Raw genomic sequence first — 14733 nt, 5'->3', positions numbered from 1 at the left:
GCACGCTATCGCCCCGCGGCCACCGGAGGGAAACGACTTATGGTCACGTTGCAGGACGTCCAGGACGCGGCCAAGCGCATCGAAGGCGTCGCCCACCGCACCCCGGTGCTGCGCTCGCGCACCCTCGACGCCCGGGTCGGCGCCGAGGTGTATCTGAAGGCCGAGCACCTGCAACGCATCGGCGCGTTCAAGTTCCGCGGCGCCTACAACGCGATCCGCCGGCTCACCCCCGAGCAGCTGCGGCGCGGCATCGCCGCGTACTCGTCGGGCAACCACGCCCAGGCGGTCGCCCTGTCCGCCGCCGAGCTCGGCACCACCGCCGTCATCGTCATGCCCGAGGACACGCCGCGGTCCAAGCTCGACGCCGTCGCCGGTTACGGCGCCGAGATCGTCACCTACGACCGGTACACCGGTGACCGGGAGGAGATCGGCAACCGGCTCGCCGCCGAGCGTGGTCTCGCCCTGATCCCGCCCTACGAGCACCCCGACGTCATCGCCGGTCAGGGCACCGCCGCGCTCGAACTGCTCGAGGAGACCGGTCACCTCGACGCCCTCCTGGTCCCGGTCGGTGGCGGCGGGCTGATCGCCGGCAGTGCCATCGCCGCCAAGGGCTCGCAACCGGGCATCCGGGTCATCGGTGTCGAACCCGAGGCCGGCAACGACACCTTCCTGTCGCTGGCCGCCGGCGAGCGTGTCACCGTCGCCGTGCCGCGCACCATCGCCGACGGGCAGGCCGCGCCCACCCCCGGCGAGCTCACCTTCAGCATCAACAAGGAGCTGGTCGACCAGATCGTGCTGGTCAGCGACGAGGAGATCCGCGACGCGCTGCGCTTCGCCGTCGACCGGCTCAAGCAGGTCATGGAGCCCAGCGGCGCCACCGGCCTGGCCGCCCTGCTGGCCGGCCGGCTCGACCCGCTCCCGGCCCGGATCGGTGTCATCATCTCGGGCGGCAACGTCGGCGCGGCCCGGCTGGCCGAGCTAATCGCCTAACACCTTCGCCTCGGCCTGCGGGTCCAGACCCACCTGGGGCCGGTCGGCGCGCTGCGGCACGTCCCCGGGCAGACCCCGCAGCCACGCCCACGTGTCCTCGACCGTCTCGCGCACCGGACGGCAGACCAGACCTTCCCCGTACGCCTTGCCGACATCACCGTCGTGCAGGAAATCGTGCAGCTCACCCGGCGGCAACCAGATCGGCAGCTGCGTCCACGGCTCGATCCCGGCCGCCACGATCGTCTCCGGATCGGTCCAGCGCAGCTCCGCCCGCCCACCGGTCACCTCGGCCGCCACCTCCAGCAACTCACCCATCGTCGTGTGCCCGGGCCGGCTGACCAGGTCGAACGGCCCGGCGACCCGGCGGGCCGAGGTGTCCAGCAGGAAGGTCGCCAGGTCCCGGGCGTCGATGTACTGCAGGGTCAGCTCCCGCGGACCCGGCGCCAGCGTCGGACCGCCGCGGGCGAGCCGGTTGAGCCACCACGGCAACCGGCCGACGTCCTCGTGCGGTCCCAAAATCAGCCCGGCCCGGGCCAGCAGCACCGGCCCGTCGAACACGGCCGCCCCGAGCTCACCGCGCAGCTTGTCCCCGGCGTACCCCTCGTCGCCCTCATCGACCAGCGGGGCATCCTCCGCCTTCTCATGCTGCTCACCGGAGTACACCGAGCGGCTCGACACGTACGCGTAATGCCCCGCCCGCCCACTGAGCAGCTCCGCCGTCCGGCGCACCGCCTCACCCTGAGCCGACCAGGTGTCGACAACCGCGTCCCAGGACCCGCCGGCCAACGCGCTCAGATCACCCAGCCGGTCACCGGTCACCGTCGTCACCCCGGCCGGCGCGTCGCGCAGCCCCCGGTTGAACACGGTCACGTCCCAGCCGCGGCGCACAGCCTCATCGGCGACAGCCCGGCCCACGAACCCGGACCCACCCAGGATCAGCAATCTCATGCCACCGACCCTGCCCGCCGCTCCCGGCCGGACGGAAGGATTTCTCGCTACGAGCGAAACGCCCGCAACGCCTCCACCACCAGCGCGTGATCGTCGGCCTGAGGGAGACCCGACACCGTCACCACCCCGACCACCCCCACGTCACGGATCCGGATCGGGAACGCCCCACCGTGCGCGGCATAGTCGGCCGGGTCCACACCCATGCCCGCGTCCAGCTCCTGACCCTTCGCGGCCAACCGGCGCCCCACCAGGAACGACGACACCCCGTACCGCTCGACCACCCGCACCTTGCGCTCGATCCACCGGTCGTTGTCGGCCACACTGCCGGCCAAGCCGGCATGGAACAGCTGCTGCGCACCCCGCCGGATGTCGATCGCCACCGGCAACCCGCGCCCGGTGGCCAGCTCGACCAGCAGACTGCCCAGCCGCCACGCGTCGGCGTTGTCGAAACGGCTCAGCTCGAGCTCGCGCTCCTGCGACTCCAGCTCGGCGATCAGATCATCAGTCATGACAGGCATTATCGGTTGCGACGGCGCTGCAACCAGATCCCCAGCCAGGCCACTGCGATGAAGATCATCACTGAGCAGCAGAGTGCCTTGATGAACATCGTCTTCTCCGAACTGGTTATATACAGAGCCGTGCGCCTGGCTACGTTCAACCTCCTGCACGGCCGATCCCTGTCCGACGGCACGGTACACGCCGATCGGGTCGCCGCCGCCGTGACCGACCTCGACGCCGACGTCCTCGGGCTCCAGGAGGTCGACAAAGCCCAGCCCCGCAGCGGCCTGCTCGACCTCACCGCCATCGCCGCCGACGCGCTCGGCGCCTCCGTGCACCGCTTCGCCGCCGCCGTCGTCGGCACCCCGGGGGAGACCTGGCAACCCTGGCGCAGCGACGACGACAACCAGCACCCCCTCTACGGCATCGCCCTGGTCAGCCGCTACCCGGTCACCCGCTGGCAGATCACCACCCTGCCCGGCGCGCCCATGCGCTCACCCATCTACGACCCCGACAACGGCCTGCGGCTGCTCAAGGACGAACCCCGCGTGCTGCTCGCCGCGGTCCTCGACACCCCCGGCGGCCCGATGACCGTCGCCACCACCCACCTGTCGTTCGTGCCCGGCTGGAACCTGCGCCAGCTACGCCACGCCGTCCGCGCCCTGCGCGCCCTCCCGGCCCCCCGCGTCCTGCTGGGCGACCTCAACATGCCCGCCCGCCCGGTCCGCGCCGTCACCGGCTGGCGCACCCTCGCCCGCGCCGAGACCTTCCCCAGCCCGATGCCCCGCGTCCAGCTCGACCACATCCTGGCCGACCCGCGCGGCCTCGACGACCTCGGCCGTGTCGTCCAGGTCGCCACCACCCGCCCGGCCCTGTCCGACCACCTGCCCCTGCTCGTTCAGCTCGACCGCAAGTAGACGTCCTCCAGACCGTCCTCGGGATCCCACTGCTCACCGACCTTGCGGAACCCGAACCCGGCGATCGTCGCCCGCGACCCCACATTGTCCGGGCGGATGCTCGCCCGCACCGCCGTCACCCGCGGATCCGCGTCGGCCCGCTCCAGCAGCGCCCGCAGCATCGCCTTCGCATAACCCCGCCGGCGGTGCTCAGGATCGACCGAGTACGCCACCTCGACCACCCCGTCGGCATCGGGGGGCCCATGAAACCCTCCGTGACCGACTGTTACACCGTCCGGTTCGGCGACCGCGGCCCGCGCGATCCACTCGGCCGCGGCCGGATCGGCCTGGATGTCCTCCAGACGGATACGCCACAACCAGGCCTCCTCCACCAGATAGGGACTCAGGGGGACGCCCGCCTCCGCGCTCGCGGCGGCCAGGTCACCATCGATCAGCGCGGTCAGAGCCGCGGGGGACAGCTGTACGAAACGGATGTCCGGCACGCGAGCGATGATCACACACCGTGGCGATCACCGCCACACATCCGTTGTGCACAACTAAGTTGTGCGCTACCGTTCCCGCATGGTCGACAGCACCGGACTCGAACAGATGGTCTGCTTCCAACTCCACGCGGCCAGCCGCGCCATGACCGCCATCTACCGCCCGGCCCTCGACCCCCACGGCCTCACCTACACCCAATACCTCGCCCTGCGCGTCCTCTGGCACCGCGGCCCCACCACCGTCCGCGACCTCGGCCAGCTCCTCGACCTCGACAGCGGCACCCTGTCACCCCTGCTCAAAAGACTCGAAACCGCCGGCCACGTCCGCCGCGAACGAGGCACCACCGACGAACGCACCGTCGAGATCCACCTCACCGACAGCGGCACCCGCCTGCGCGACCACCTCACCGACCTGCCCCGCCGCATCGCCTGCACCACCGACCTCACCGACGACGAATTCACCCAGCTCCACCACCTGCTCAACCGCATCCGCCACACCAACCGAAAGGCCGGCCAACCATGACCGCGATCTACACCGCCAGCGCCACCGCCTCCGGCGACGGCCGCAACGGCCACGTCCGCTCCAGCGACGGCGTCCTCGACTTCGACCTCGCCGTCCCCAAGGAGATGGGCGGCCCCGGCGGCGCCCACAGCAACCCCGAGCAACTCTTCGCCGCCGGCTACGCCGCCTGCTTCCACAGCGCCCTCAAACTGGTCGCCCGCAACGAGAAGGTCGAACTCACCGACACCGCCATCACCGTCGACGTCGGCATCGGCCCCAAAACCGACGGCACCCCCGGCTTCCAGCTCAACGCCACCATCGAAGCCGAACTCGCCGGCGTCGACGAAGCCACCGCCCAGCGACTCCTCGAAGCCGCCCACCAGGTGTGCCCCTACAGCAACGCCACCCGCGGCAACATCGACGTCAAACTCACCGTCGCCTGACCCCTCACCCCAGCCTGCCCAGCGCGCGGTTCGTGCGGTTCGCCCGCACGGCCGCGCGCTGCTGCTCCGCCGTCACCTCGATGTAGTTCTGCGACGTCGCCAACGACGCATGCCCCAGCAACCGCATGATCTCGCTGGCATTCGCCCCGTCCTCAGCCAGCCGCGTCGCGAACGTGTGCCGCAACGCATGCAACTGAGCACCCCGCGGCACCCGATCGTTCACCCCGGCCCGCCGGTAACACGAACTCACCAGATACTGCAGACCACCACGCTGCAGGGGAGCGCCCCGCCGATCCACCATCAGCGCGTCACCGGCACCCACCCGGCCGAACCGCAGACGACGGCTCTCCACATAACGCTGCACCACCGCATCCAGCTCCGGCTCCACCGGTACGGTCCGCGGCCGGCCACCCTTACCGGCCACCTCGACCCGCCGCTCACCCGGACGCCCCAGGAACGAGCCGACACGCAACCCCAGAAGCTCCGACAACCGCAGACCGGCACACAGAGCGAGCGCGAGCACAGCGACATCACGCTCGGGCCACGGATCCCGCTGACGGTCGTCGGCCCGGCTCACCGCATCGAGAAGCTGCTCCGGAGTGTCCTCACCCCGCAACGGCTTGGGGGAGTGCACCGCCTGTTTCGGCTTGTCAACGGCCGACATCGGATTGCCGGCCACCACCTGCTCGGTCACCAGGAACGTGAAGAACGCGTTCCAGCTCGACCAGGCCCGCGCCACCGAGGCCGGTGCACGAGAGCTCGCAAAACGGGCAAAGGCGCCGCGCAGGAGGCGAGGGGAGAGGTCACCGAGGGTGACATTGTCACGATCCATCAGGGCGACAACCGAGTTCAAATCCCTCTCGTACGCCGCCAGCGTGTGAACCGACGGCTTGCGCACAGCCCGAGCGGCAAGAAAGTCTCCGATGAGCGTGCTGACCGAAGCATCCCGGTTCTCATGCATATGACCTATTATACAGCACTTTCGCACGTTTGTACGGAGCGAGGTTGGTGGCAGCTGTCGGGCGCACTCGGGGGAATCGCTGTCGAACTGTGCCGATCAGCAGCGCGCCCAGAGAATCGCCGCCGTTCGGCCTGCGAGATCGTCGCGCCGGCATCGGCAACCCAGACGTTCAGCGTGTCGTGACCGGCTTGCGGGAACCTGGCCGCGAGCGTGAAAGTCTGTCGCCGGGGCGCGGGAGGTCAATGCGGATCGGCGGTCTACGCGCAAGTCGCGTTGAATGCGGGTCAGTGCCGGATTCTGCGATTCTTGCCGCCAGGGCCGCCCCGTTCCCAGGTTGACATAATGTAAATTAACGACCTGGAATATCGTCGATGGATCGTTCGAGCCAGACGGTGTCAGGCCATCCAGGCCGGTCGCTGGGCTCACGCTTGATCTCCGTGAAACCGTGTGCGGCGTAGAAACGGGCCGCCCGCGTGTTGCCGTCGGTGTACTCGAGCCGTACGGCAGCACCGCCGGCCAGGTGGACGAGTTCGGTCAGGAGCGCTGAGCCGGCACCGGTCCCCTGGGCGTGTTGTACGACGTACAGCTTCCAGATGATGGCCGTGGCCGCGCGCAGGTCGATGTTCCCGGTTCCGATCGCCCCGTGTTCGTCCTCGGCGATCAGCACTGTGGTGTTGCGCAGGCTGCGCTCAACGGCCTCAGCTGACCACCAGGTGGCGAGCCCGTGCGTGATGTAGTCCTCGCCGGCGAACGCGTACGTGGGTGGCCACGTCTGGTGTCCGATCGCCATGATCGCCGGGATGTCGGCGGCTTCGGCTCGTCTGACCTTCATGTGATCAGTCTGGTGTTCTCGTGGGCGTTCCGCCGCCCCGCACCCGGCGAGCGGATACACAGTGTCTTGCTGCTGTCGCCCACGCTGACCAAAGCCTTCTCCGACATCAACATGATCTTTGTGGAGCGACCGGAGCTGAGGCCGTATTTCTCCGCGAATCAGGAGGCGGTCGATCCGGTCGAGCGTCAGCGTCTGCTGGCCATCGCCGGTTACATCGGGGACGTCGCCGAGATGTGCATCGCGGTCGAGACGGTCCTGCCGCATCTGAAAGGCGACTGGGACGACCACTTCAACCTCCTCTACCGCAACAGTCCGGCTCTCCGGCAGTGGTGGGCGGCGATGGGGCACCTTTATCCGGAAGAGGTCAAGCGGGCGCTGACCGGCCCGTCCCTGCGGCCGAAGAAGTGGCCGGCTCCCCCATCGAGTTCCGATTTGTCGCCCGGCACTGGCGGCGGGACAACGGACGGCTCTCGCGTCAGCGAATCAGCTTGAGGGGCCCGGGGCGAGGCTGTTGCCGGTCAGTGGCTGCCGAGTTCGACCAGGAGGACGCCGAGGATGACCAGGGCGATGCCGGCGGCCATCTTCTTGGTGAGGGGGTCGTGGAAGGCGGCTTTGGCGATGAGCGCGGTGCCGGCGATGCCGATGGCTGACCAGATGCCGTAGGCGATGCCGATGGACATGCCTTCCTGCAGGGCGAGGGAGAGCAGGGTGAACGACGCGGTGTAGCCCAGCAGGATCGGGGCCAGCCATTTCTTGGCGCGCAGGCCGTCGGAGACGCGCAGGGCCATGGTGGCGCTGATCTCCAGGGTGATGGCGAGGGCGAGGTAGAGGTAGCTCACCGGGCTGTTTCGCTCTCGGTGGTGCGGGAGCCGGTTTCGATGAGCAGGACGCCGCCGATGATGGCGGCGAAGCCGACGGTCATGAGCCAGGTCAGGGGGTCGCCGAAGATGACGGCGGCGGCCAGGGCGGTGAGGGCGACGCCGCTGGCGGCCCAGATGCCGTAGGCGACGCCGATGGGCATGCCCTGGCGCAGCAGCAGGGCCATGAGGATGAAGGCGCCGAGGTAGCCGCCGACGACGAGGACGTACCAGGCGGGGTTGTCGACGGCGGCGCGCAGGGCGAGGCTGGCGCTGACTTCTGAGATGATCGCGCTGCCGAGGGTCAGCCACTTCATCGGTGGGCTCCTTCGATGAGGTCGGTGCAGTGTGACAGGGGGCGATCTTGTGGAGGTCAGGTGGGTCACCGGGTTTCTGGATTCGCCGTCGCGTGCTGGTGAGGCGTTCTGGTTGGCGGTGACGGGGTCGTCGTTGTCGGCGCGGCGGGGGGATTTCGCGACGTTGGTGCCGGGTGACGGTGACGCGTATCTGCGGGTGCAGGTTCTGGGTTCCTCTCCCCCGCGTACGCATCTGGATCTGCATGTGTCGTCGGTGCGGGGTGCGGCCGGGGAGGCGGTGGGTCTGGGGGCGTCGGTGGTGCTCGACGAGGGTGATCTGGTGGTGTTGCGGTCCCCGGCCGGGGCGGTGTTCTGTCTGGTGCCGTGGTCGGGTGAGGTGGTGCGGCCGGCGCCGGTGCGGTGGCCGGGCGGGCAGGTCAGCCTGGTGGATCAGGTGTGTGTCGACGTACCGGGGAAGGTTTTTGATCGTGAAGTGGGGTTCTGGTCGGCGTTGACCGGGTGGGAGCGGCGGGCCTCGGATTCCCCGGAGTTCGAGCATCTGGTGCGGGGTGCGGGGATGCCGTTGAAGCTGCTTGTGCAGCGGGTCGGGTCGGCGTCGGCCGGTATGCATGTGGATCTGGCGTGCGATGACGTCGACCGAGAGGTGACGCGGCATGTGGGGCTGGGGGCGTCGGTCGTGCGGCGGGTGCCTGGTGAGTGGACGACGTTGCGTGATACTTCTGGCCGGGAGTATTGCGTCACTGGACGGTCGCCGACGGTTTGCTAGCTTGGGTGGTGGTACCGCAGCAGCGGCTATCCCGGACGAGGACGTGTCGTACCCGGCAGGCAAAGACGACCGCGTGAGGGTGGTGCGTCGTCGTGGCTTGGGTTGTTCTGGTCTTCTCGGGTGTGCTCGAGTCGGTGTGGGCTGTCGCGCTGGGCCGGTCGCAGGGGTTCTCCCGCCTGGTTCCGAGCGTTGTCTTCGCGGTGGCGCTGGTGGCGTCGATGGTCGGGCTGGGTTACGCCTTGCGCAGCATTCCCATCGGTACGGGTTATGCGGTGTGGGTGGGTATCGGTGCGGTGGGTACGGCGCTGGCCGGGATGGTGTTTCTCGGTGAGTCGGCGAGCCTGCTGCGGATCTTGTCGTTGTTGCTGGTGGTCGCCGGGGTGGTCGGGCTCAAGCTGTTCCACTGATCAGGGCGGGGCGTTCGAGGGGCACCTGTTGGCCGCAGTCGAGTTCGGTCAGCGTGAAGTCGTCGTGCAGGGTCCGGCGGCACAGCTCGGGGTAGCCGGGCGGGAGTGCTGGTGAGAGCAGGGCTTTGACCAGCAACGTTGGTGTGCCGGCGGGTGGGGTGATGGCCGGCCCGGCCAGTTCGGAGTGGTTCGCGGCGGCCAGGCCGGCGGTGTATCGCCGGCGGCCGTCGGGGTGCCGGGTGATCTGGTCGTCGACCAGAGTGGCGGCTTCCGGGGGCCAGGTGCGGGTCCTGTCCCCCGCCGCGTCGGCCGGGCTGTCGTAGGCCGGGGTGTGCGGGCGTCGGCGGCGAGTTCGATGGCCAGTGCCGGGGGCAGGGCCAGGCCGGGGTCGAGCAGGATGAGCCGGTTGATCCGGTCGGGGGCCAGGCGGGCCAGGTTCAGGATGACGGGTGCGGGTTGTCGCCGCATCCCACCTCAGAGCTGCCGGGTGACGAACAGCATGGCCCCGTGCACCGCGTCGGCTTCCGGGTGGCCGGTCTCGACGAATCCGAGTTTGGCCAGGACGCGGCGGGATGCGGTGTTCCAGTCCCGGACCGTGGCCCACAGGCGGTGGTACCCGGATGATCTGGCCTGATCGAGGACGGCGAGGGAGGCTTCGGTCGCGTATCCCTGGCCCCAGGATCGGCGTAGTAGTTCGAATGCCAGTTCCGGTTCACCGTCCGCTCCTCGGCGGCCGTCGATCAGCCCGCAGTACCCGACGACGTCACCGGCGGATCTGCGCTCGATCGCCAGGAGCCGGATCGGCGATGGTGGCTCGGCGCGGATCCGGTCGGCGAGCTCCGCGACGGTGGGGTGCCCGTCGGCGTCGATGCGGCGGTGTGCCGGCACTCGGGGGTCGCGTTCGGTCCACAGCTCGTGCTGGACGGCCGCGTCGGCCACCCGCCAGGGTCTCAACAGCAGGCGGTTCGTCTCCAGTGCCATGACTGCAATCTTTCAGCGGGGCGTCTCGCGGGAATGTCGGGGGCACCTGGTAGAAGTGTCATACAGATGTTCGAAGCCGTGGAAGGGCTGACGTGATGGCTGGGCTGAGCACCGACGAGTTGCAGACGATCCGGGACGGGCTGGCGGCCGGGCGTAAGCCTCGGGTCCAGTTCACCGAGGGGGCCGGGCAGATGGCGGGTCAGCTCGGTCAGGTGATCGAGCTGGGTGATCCGGCTTCGTCGGACGAGTGGGTGGTGGTGCGGTTCGGCCGGGATGAGTTGCCCTTCTCCCCCGGTGATCTGCGGGTGGCGCCGCGGGGTGCGACCGCGCGTAAGGCGGCGGTCCCGGCGGCGCCCGGGCCGGCGGCTCCGGCTGGGCCGGCGTTTGTTCTCGATCAGCCGGCGCCCGGTGCGAAACGGGTGGCGCCGAAAGTGCCCGCGGCGGTCAACGGGTCGGGTGAAGCGGCGGTCAGTGGGGCCGGCGGGTCGCCGGTGGGCAAGGCGGCCGGCGGTGAGGGCGGGGCGGGCGCTCCCGCGCCGCGGAAGGGTGGCGATGACGTGACGGCGGCTCCTGGGCCCCGGAAGGCGGCGGGCCGGTCGGCGAAACCGAAACCGCCGCCGGCGTTGACGGTGACGTTGGCCTACGGCGAGGGCGAGTGGACGGTGGCGGCTTCGCAGGGTTCGAAGGTGCTGGCCAAGCCTTATGTGGTCCGGCCGGCTGAGGCGTTGCGGATGGTGGCGCTGGTCGACGTGCCCGGGGTGCAGGAGGCGGTGGAGCTGATTTTGTCGGCGGAGCGCAGCGAGGCTGAGGAGCAGGCGCGGCGGTTGCGGGCCGAGTTGGCTGAGGTCGAGGCGCGGCTGGCCGAGTTGACCGAGAAGCCGTGACCGCCGCCGGTTGAGGCGGCGGCGGGCATTCCAAGCAGTCGTGCGGGCCGCAGGCCGAGTTGGCTGAGGTCGAGGCTCGGCTGACCGAGAAGCCGTGACCGCCGCCGGTTGAGGCCGGCAGCGGGCGTTCTAGGCAGTCGTGCGGGCCGCGCGCCGGCCGCGACCGCAGCCCGTCGGTGGTCTGCGGCAACACAGCGGTGTCATCCGACGCCAGTGGGCGGTCGCCAGTTCGGCAGCCGCGGCGGGCAGGACGAGCGCGGTGAGACCGGCGCGCTGAAGTGATGCACCCGGCTGTCGGCTCAGGGCTGGTTGGCGTGGGTGCCGGCCCGGCGGCGGAAGATCGCGCGGCGGGGGTGGGCGGCCGGTTCCGGTGCGCGGTCGTCGACGGTTGGGGGCTGCGGCGGGGTGGGCCGGCGGGGGCGGACCCGGGAGACGTCGTGGGCTCGGGTCCGGTCGACGAAGCGGGGGGTTTCGAGCTCCCCGGGGCGCAGCGGGATCAGGGTGTCGTGGATGCCGTCCATGATCAGGCGGGTGGCCTGCATGGCTTGGGCGCCGGGGGTGCCGGTGACTGCGGACAGGTCGACCGGGGTGCCGAAGCGGACGTGGACGATCGGGCGGCGGAGCATGGCTCGCAGCACCGAGCGCAGCATGTGCTTCGGGGTGTCGTAGGGCAGGACGGCGTGCGCTCCCCATTGGGCGACCGGGAGGACGGGGGCGTGGGCGGCGGCGGCCATGCGGGCGACGCCGGTCTTGCCGCGTTCGGGCCACATCCACGGGTCGAGGCCGATGCGGCCTTCGGGGTAGACCAGCACGAGGGCGCCGTCGGCGAGGGCTTGGGCGGCGGCGGGCAGGGCGTCGGCGACGCGGGTCGTGTTGCGGTCGACGCGGATGTGCCCGGCGGCACGCATGGCGGCGCCGGCGATGGGGGCGTCGAAGAGGCCGCCGGTGGCCAGGATGCGGGGGGCGATGCCGGCTTTGTGGCAGGCGGCGGTCATCACGACGGGGTCGAACGGGCTGACGTGGTTGGCCGCGAGGATCAGCGGGCCGGTGCGCAGATCGGCCGGGATGTCACCGGAGACGCGGAGCCGGGCCAACGGGAACACGACCACGCGGGAGAGCGCGAGCATGAACCGCCACATCAGCGGGGTGGAGGTGCTGTCCATCAGGCGGCAATGATCGCACGCCGGGGGCCGGGTCCCGGGTCATCCGGGTGGCTGAGGGCAGTCACTCGCGTCACTCGGGGAAGCCGGATTCGGCGACGGTCAGCCAGTGCTCGACGGCGGTGTCGTCGTGGTGGCGGATGGACCAGTCGACCATGCGCAAACTGACGTGGGCCCAGTAGGTGTCGCGGCGGCGCGGGGAGACGGCGTCGAGGCGCCGGTCGATCGGGGTGGTCAGGTCGTCGCCGCGGCCGGTGAGCCAGAACCGCAGGGTGACCAGGTCGAAGTGGCGGTCGCCGCGGGCGGCGCCGTCCCAGTCGATGAGCCCGGTGACGTGGCCGTCGTCGACGAGCACGTTGCCGGGGTGGAAGTCGAAGTGCACCAGGTCGTCGCCGACCATGGCTGATCCGTTGGCGGCGCCGACGGCGTGGATGCGCTCGAGCAGGGCGGCCGAGCGGGTGCTGTGCCCGGCGAGCGGTTCGTGCAGGCAGAACCCGGGGCCGTCGCCGGTCAGATAGAGGTCGGCTGGTTTCGGGGCGGGGTCGTCGACGAGGATGCCGGCCAGCCGGTCGTTGAGGGCGAGCATCTGCCGGACGAGGTGAGCGTCGACGGCGGCCGGTGGGGTGCCGGGGAGTCGTTGCTGGACGATGACGCGGGCGCCGTCGACGTGGGCGGCGAGCTCGTGGCGGGCGGTGGGCACGCCGGCGCGGCGGGCGCGGTCGACGAGGGGGCCGCTGCGGGAGCGTCCCTCGGTCAGCACGGATCGGCGCCCGTCGGGCCAGCGCACGTAGGCGGCGCCGACCTCACCGCCGGGTGCCGGGCCCTCCAGGATCAGCTGGACGCCGGTGATGTCGGCGATCCGCTCGATGATCCGTGGGGCGTCCAGGCGGGCGGTCCGGGGCCACGCACGGTCGACCGTTCCGGTCACTTCGGCCCCCGCCCGGGTGACGACAAACGCATAGCGCGCAAGACTTTATCGCCGATGTCCACCCGGTGTTGTCCGGCATCTGACGCACTCCGGGCGTTTTGGTCACGCTTTCTTCCCGTACGGGGGTCAGGTGTGTTCTTTCAGGCCGAGCACCGCCTCGACCCGGGCGCTGAGATCGTTCTCGGTCATGCCCGGTTCGACGTCGATGGCCGGCCGGTCGAGCCGCCGGGTGCCGGCGCGCAGCCGCTCGGTGAACAACGCGTCGCGTTCCAGCAGGTTGGCCAGCGCGGCGCCGGGGTCGCTGGTCTGTGCCGCGATCTGCCAGGTCGAGCCACGGCTGTCGAACGCCGCCCGCCGGAACGCGGGGCTGGGCAGCAGCCACACGGCGCGGGCGGGCCGGGGTACGAGCTCGGGCAGCAGCCGGAACCCTTCGGCGATCACCGGTGGTCCCGGTGGCAGCGCGGCCAGGTCGTCCAGGATCAGCTGGAAGCTTTCCCCGCGGAACCAGTGGAACGTGTCCAGCATGATCCGGGGCGGTCGCAGCCACCTTTCGTCCATGCTCATGGTCAGGAACGCGGCCAGGTGCGGGCTGGTGGCCGGGTCGCTGCGCGCGGCGTGTCCCCGCATGACCGCGTCGGTGTCGTAAAGCCGCAGCCCGTGCCGCCGGGCGAGCCGCCGCGCGATCGTGGACTTGCCGCCACCACTGCCCCCACCGATCCAGTAGACGTCCACCCGGCCATTGTCGTACCCCCACGGCAGGATGACCGCATGGCTGGCATCCCCGCACGGCTGACCGTCGTGACCCTCGGCGCCCGCGACGTGGGCGCGTTACGCATCTTCTACCGGTCGCTGGCCTGGCCCGAGCTGCCCGGCGGTGACGACACCTGGTCCGGTTTCCTGCTCGGCGGCGTCCTGCTCGCGCTGTATCCGGTCGATGAGCTGGCCGCCGAGGCCGTCCCCGGCGGTGCCGGGCAGCCCGGGTCCTGGTCCGGGGTGACGCTGGCCTGCAACGTCGACTCCCCCGCCGAGGTCGACACGGCTTTCACGGCCGCGGTGACGGCCGGGGCGACGGCCGTGGCACCCCCCGTCGACCGTCCGTGGGGTGGCCGGTCGGGCTACTTCGCCGACCCTGAGGGCAACCGGTGGGAGATCGCCTGGGCCGGCTCGGCCCGCTTCGACACCCGAGGCGCGTTGCTGTCCTTCGGCTGAGCCGTCCACAGGAGCCCCTCTCGTGTTCCTGGGGTCCATGGCGTCCGGCCCAGGCCGCTAGGGTTTCCCGTCATGGGCAGTGTGCAGCTCGAACCGATGACCGAGGAGCACTTCGCACTGAGCCTGATCGACCCGGCGCCGTTGCGCCGCAAGGGCCACGGCCGGGCGATGACGCAGGCTGGGGAGCGCCCATGACGACGTCGCCCGAGTCGCCGGCCTATGCGACGATCCGCCGTGGGATCGCGTTGCGGGAGCAGGGCCGCGCACCGCAGGCCAGAGCCCTGCTGGAGTCGCTGATCGCCGAGGTGGAAGGCGGCAACGACCCGTTCCTCAAGGTGTTCCTCGCCCATTCGCTGGCCGACGTCCAGGACACCCCGGAGGACGAACTGGCCTGGGACCTGAGGGCGCTGGCCTTCCTGGACGAGCTGACCGACCGGCAGGCCGTCGACCGGGGCAACGCCGGCGGAAGGAACGCCCTGCTGCCGTCGCTGCACCTGAACCTGGCCGTGGACTACCGCCGCCTCGGTGACCAGGCCGCCGCCCGCCGGCACTTCGACCTGGGGCAGGCCCACCTGGGCGCGTTGTCCGGCGACGCGTACGGCGACAGCATCCGGGCGGCGTTCGCCGAGGGCATTTGAGAGCTCCGTTTAGGGT

At 70.6% G+C, this 14733-nt stretch carries 22 protein-coding genes; 11 read left to right on the top strand and 11 right to left on the bottom strand.

Annotation, left to right across the window (positions count from 1 at the left end; translation table 11 throughout):
• The first annotated feature begins 39 nt into the window (after positions 1-39).
• On the top strand, positions 40-990 hold the full coding sequence (locus tag NAG42_RS39675) for a pyridoxal-phosphate dependent enzyme (RefSeq protein ID WP_250037591.1): 951 nt from the start codon (positions 40-42) through the stop codon (positions 988-990).
• Here the strand turns inward: NAG42_RS39675 and NAG42_RS39670 are convergent.
• Positions 979-1938, bottom strand: a complete 960-nt coding sequence (locus NAG42_RS39670; protein WP_250037590.1) for a Rossmann-fold NAD(P)-binding domain-containing protein — start codon at positions 1936-1938, stop codon at positions 979-981. The two genes, NAG42_RS39675 and NAG42_RS39670, sit on opposite strands and share 12 nt — an antisense overlap.
• Positions 1939-1985: 47 nt before the next feature.
• A complete protein-coding gene (locus NAG42_RS39665) occupies positions 1986-2447 on the bottom strand; it encodes a heme-degrading domain-containing protein (RefSeq protein ID WP_250037589.1) in 462 nt (153 codons plus the stop codon).
• A 129-nt stretch (positions 2448-2576) separates the two neighbouring features.
• Between NAG42_RS39665 and NAG42_RS39660 the strand changes: the two genes are divergently transcribed.
• Positions 2577-3353, top strand: coding sequence for an endonuclease/exonuclease/phosphatase family protein (locus NAG42_RS39660; protein ID WP_250037869.1), 777 nt, complete (start codon positions 2577-2579; stop codon positions 3351-3353).
• On the opposite strand, the gene NAG42_RS39655 is transcribed toward NAG42_RS39660, so the two are convergent.
• Positions 3335-3835, bottom strand: a complete 501-nt coding sequence (locus NAG42_RS39655) for a GNAT family N-acetyltransferase (RefSeq protein ID WP_250037588.1) — start codon at positions 3833-3835, stop codon at positions 3335-3337. The two genes, NAG42_RS39660 and NAG42_RS39655, sit on opposite strands and share 19 nt — an antisense overlap.
• Before the next feature lie 79 nt (positions 3836-3914).
• Between NAG42_RS39655 and NAG42_RS39650 the strand changes: the two genes are divergently transcribed.
• Together NAG42_RS39650 and NAG42_RS39645 are read left to right on the top strand one after the other, a co-directional pair.
• Positions 3915-4355 (top strand): MarR family winged helix-turn-helix transcriptional regulator, encoded by a 441-nt coding sequence (locus NAG42_RS39650; RefSeq protein ID WP_250037587.1) that lies wholly within the window; start codon positions 3915-3917, stop codon positions 4353-4355.
• Positions 4352-4777, top strand: a complete 426-nt coding sequence (locus NAG42_RS39645) for an organic hydroperoxide resistance protein (protein WP_250037586.1) — start codon at positions 4352-4354, stop codon at positions 4775-4777. Before NAG42_RS39650 ends, NAG42_RS39645 begins: the two co-directional genes overlap by 4 nt.
• A gap of 4 nt (positions 4778-4781) precedes the next feature.
• Here NAG42_RS39645 and NAG42_RS39640 read toward each other — a convergent pair whose 3' ends face one another.
• Complete coding sequence (locus NAG42_RS39640) at positions 4782-5738, bottom strand: tyrosine-type recombinase/integrase (protein ID WP_250037868.1); 957 nt, start codon at positions 5736-5738, stop codon at positions 4782-4784.
• 349 nt (positions 5739-6087) lie between these two features.
• Positions 6088-6528: a GNAT family N-acetyltransferase gene (locus tag NAG42_RS39635; protein WP_250037585.1), complete on the bottom strand. Its 441-nt coding sequence runs from the start codon at positions 6526-6528 to the stop codon at positions 6088-6090.
• Here NAG42_RS39635 and NAG42_RS39630 point away from each other — a divergent pair.
• Positions 6514-7062 carry a hypothetical protein gene (locus NAG42_RS39630; protein ID WP_250037584.1) on the top strand — a complete coding sequence of 183 codons (549 nt, stop codon included), beginning with the start codon at positions 6514-6516 and terminating at the stop codon, positions 7060-7062. The genes NAG42_RS39635 and NAG42_RS39630 overlap by 15 nt on opposite strands.
• A 26-nt stretch (positions 7063-7088) precedes the next feature.
• Here NAG42_RS39630 and NAG42_RS39625 read toward each other — a convergent pair whose 3' ends face one another.
• Together NAG42_RS39625 and NAG42_RS39620 are read right to left on the bottom strand one after the other, a co-directional pair.
• Positions 7089-7409: a DMT family transporter gene (locus tag NAG42_RS39625; protein ID WP_250037583.1), complete on the bottom strand. Its 321-nt coding sequence runs from the start codon at positions 7407-7409 to the stop codon at positions 7089-7091.
• Complete coding sequence (locus NAG42_RS39620; RefSeq protein WP_250037582.1) at positions 7406-7744, bottom strand: DMT family transporter; 339 nt, start codon at positions 7742-7744, stop codon at positions 7406-7408. Before NAG42_RS39620 ends, NAG42_RS39625 begins: the two co-directional genes overlap by 4 nt.
• A 31-nt stretch (positions 7745-7775) precedes the next feature.
• Between NAG42_RS39620 and NAG42_RS39615 the strand changes: the two genes are divergently transcribed.
• Both NAG42_RS39615 and sugE read left to right on the top strand, forming a co-directional pair.
• Positions 7776-8510: a VOC family protein gene (locus tag NAG42_RS39615; RefSeq protein WP_250037581.1), complete on the top strand. Its 735-nt coding sequence runs from the start codon at positions 7776-7778 to the stop codon at positions 8508-8510.
• A gap of 92 nt (positions 8511-8602) precedes the next feature.
• Positions 8603-8917 carry a quaternary ammonium compound efflux SMR transporter SugE gene (sugE, locus tag NAG42_RS39610; RefSeq protein WP_250037580.1) on the top strand — a complete coding sequence of 105 codons (315 nt, stop codon included), beginning with the start codon at positions 8603-8605 and terminating at the stop codon, positions 8915-8917.
• Between the two features lie 474 nt (positions 8918-9391).
• Here sugE and NAG42_RS39605 read toward each other — a convergent pair whose 3' ends face one another.
• On the bottom strand, positions 9392-9898 hold the full coding sequence (locus NAG42_RS39605; protein WP_250037579.1) for a GNAT family N-acetyltransferase: 507 nt from the start codon (positions 9896-9898) through the stop codon (positions 9392-9394).
• 95 nt (positions 9899-9993) lie between these two features.
• On the opposite strand from NAG42_RS39605, the gene NAG42_RS39600 reads away from it, so the two are divergent.
• A complete protein-coding gene (locus NAG42_RS39600; RefSeq protein ID WP_250037577.1) occupies positions 9994-10782 on the top strand; it encodes a hypothetical protein in 789 nt (262 codons plus the stop codon).
• Positions 10783-11081: 299 nt separating this feature from the next.
• Here the strand turns inward: NAG42_RS39600 and NAG42_RS39595 are convergent, their stop codons facing one another.
• From NAG42_RS39595 to NAG42_RS39585, 3 genes are all read right to left on the bottom strand, one after another.
• Positions 11082-11945, bottom strand: a complete 864-nt coding sequence (locus NAG42_RS39595; RefSeq protein WP_250037576.1) for a lysophospholipid acyltransferase family protein — start codon at positions 11943-11945, stop codon at positions 11082-11084.
• 70 nt (positions 11946-12015) lie between these two features.
• Positions 12016-12870 (bottom strand): phosphotransferase, encoded by an 855-nt coding sequence (locus NAG42_RS39590; RefSeq protein ID WP_250037575.1) that lies wholly within the window; start codon positions 12868-12870, stop codon positions 12016-12018.
• Positions 12871-12996: 126 nt separating this feature from the next.
• Positions 12997-13602: a hypothetical protein gene (locus NAG42_RS39585; protein WP_250037574.1), complete on the bottom strand. Its 606-nt coding sequence runs from the start codon at positions 13600-13602 to the stop codon at positions 12997-12999.
• A 36-nt stretch (positions 13603-13638) separates the two neighbouring features.
• Here NAG42_RS39585 and NAG42_RS39580 point away from each other — a divergent pair, with 36 nt between their 5' ends.
• The 3 genes from NAG42_RS39580 to NAG42_RS39575 all read left to right on the top strand — a co-directional run bounded on the left by NAG42_RS39580 (position 13639) and on the right by NAG42_RS39575 (position 14717).
• A complete protein-coding gene (locus NAG42_RS39580; RefSeq protein WP_250037573.1) occupies positions 13639-14079 on the top strand; it encodes a VOC family protein in 441 nt (146 codons plus the stop codon).
• A gap of 72 nt (positions 14080-14151) precedes the next feature.
• Entirely contained in the window at positions 14152-14274 is a 123-nt protein-coding gene (locus NAG42_RS44660; protein WP_284046564.1) for a hypothetical protein, read from the top strand.
• Positions 14271-14717, top strand: coding sequence for a hypothetical protein (locus tag NAG42_RS39575; RefSeq protein WP_250037572.1), 447 nt, complete (start codon positions 14271-14273; stop codon positions 14715-14717). The genes NAG42_RS44660 and NAG42_RS39575 overlap by 4 nt, the downstream gene beginning before the upstream one ends.
• Positions 14718-14733: the final 16 nt, after the last annotated feature.

This window comes from Paractinoplanes maris (genome assembly GCF_023544465.1).
In the GTDB taxonomy this organism is placed as follows: Bacteria; Actinomycetota; Actinomycetes; order Mycobacteriales; family Micromonosporaceae; genus Actinoplanes; species Actinoplanes maris.
Note: the sequence above shows the minus strand (reverse complement) of the source record. Positions and strands in the feature narration are given on the sequence as shown.